The organism is Pseudolactococcus chungangensis CAU 28 = DSM 22330, assembly GCF_002441885.1.
Classification (GTDB): Bacteria; Bacillota; Bacilli; order Lactobacillales; family Streptococcaceae; genus Pseudolactococcus; species Pseudolactococcus chungangensis.
On the sequence record NZ_JXJT01000059.1, the window covers coordinates 1 to 1,065 of the forward strand.

1 protein-coding gene is annotated in these 1,065 nt (G+C 35.1%); it reads left to right on the top strand.

Features of this window, described 5'->3' with window-relative positions; translation table 11 throughout:
- Positions 1-96 precede the first annotated feature (96 nt).
- Positions 97-1,056 carry an IS30-like element IS6770 family transposase gene (locus RR45_RS10835; protein WP_000221326.1) on the top strand — a complete coding sequence of 320 codons (960 nt, stop codon included), beginning with the start codon at positions 97-99 and terminating at the stop codon, positions 1,054-1,056.
- Positions 1,057-1,065: the final 9 nt, after the last annotated feature.

Below are 1,065 nucleotides of genomic sequence, written 5' to 3' on the forward strand. Positions count from 1 at the left end.
CGCGAATTGTAAAATTAAGTTAGAAAAATAAAAAGGCATTTATGGTACACTCAAATTGTATTTCCGACGAAAGAAAACAAAGGAGTGTAACCATAAATGACCTACAAACATCTTACCATAGACGAACTGACAATGATAGAATCATATTATCTTCAACATAATAAACCGGTTGAAATCGCTAACCGAATGGGACGTGCTATACAAACTATTTATAATGTAGTCAATAAGTTCAAGCAAGGCAAGACTGCTCTTGATTATTGGCACCAGTATAAAGAAAATAAGAAAAAATGTGGTAGAAAAGTCATTCAATTACCTGCTCATGAAGTAGATTACATTAAAGAGAAAGTCACTCTTGGTTGGACGCCTGACGTCATTATCGGGCGAAAAGAAAGGCCTGTTTCATGCGGTATGAGAACACTTTATCGTTTATTTTCTAAAGGAATATTTGATATTGACACACTACCGATGAAAGGTAAAAGAAAACCCAATGGCCATCAGGAAAAACGGGGAAAACAACAATATCAGCGCTCAATCCATGATAGACCTGATAATTATCCTGATTTCAATTCTGAGTTTGGTCACCTTGAAGGTGATACGATCGTTGGCATTCATCATAAAAGTGCCGTCATTACTTTAGTTGAAAGATTATCTAAAGTAATTATCACGATTAAACCCAACGGCCGTAAGGCATTAGATATTGAAACTGCCCTTAATCAATGGTTTTCTCGCTTCCCTAAAAACTTCTTTAAATCTATTACGTTTGACTGTGGAAAAGAATTTTCTAACTGGAAAGCCATTAGTAACCAACATGATATTGATATATATTTTGCGGACCCTGGAACACCTTCTCAACGCCCATTAAACGAGAATTCTAACGGGATTCTGCGTCGTAATGGACTGCCGAAATCAATGGATTTTAGAGAAGTGAATCAGACATTTATTTCCAGTGTCAGCAATCAACGTAATCATATTCCAAGAAAATCATTGAATTACAGAACACCAATTGAGATATTTTTGAGCTATGTACAAGAAGCATTTTATTCTAACTTAATTTGACAAATCATA

Coding starts and splice junctions, on each gene's coding strand:
- RR45_RS10835 (WP_000221326.1), top strand. CDS start 97: ATGACCTACAAACATCTTACCATAGACGAACTGACAATGATAGAATCA.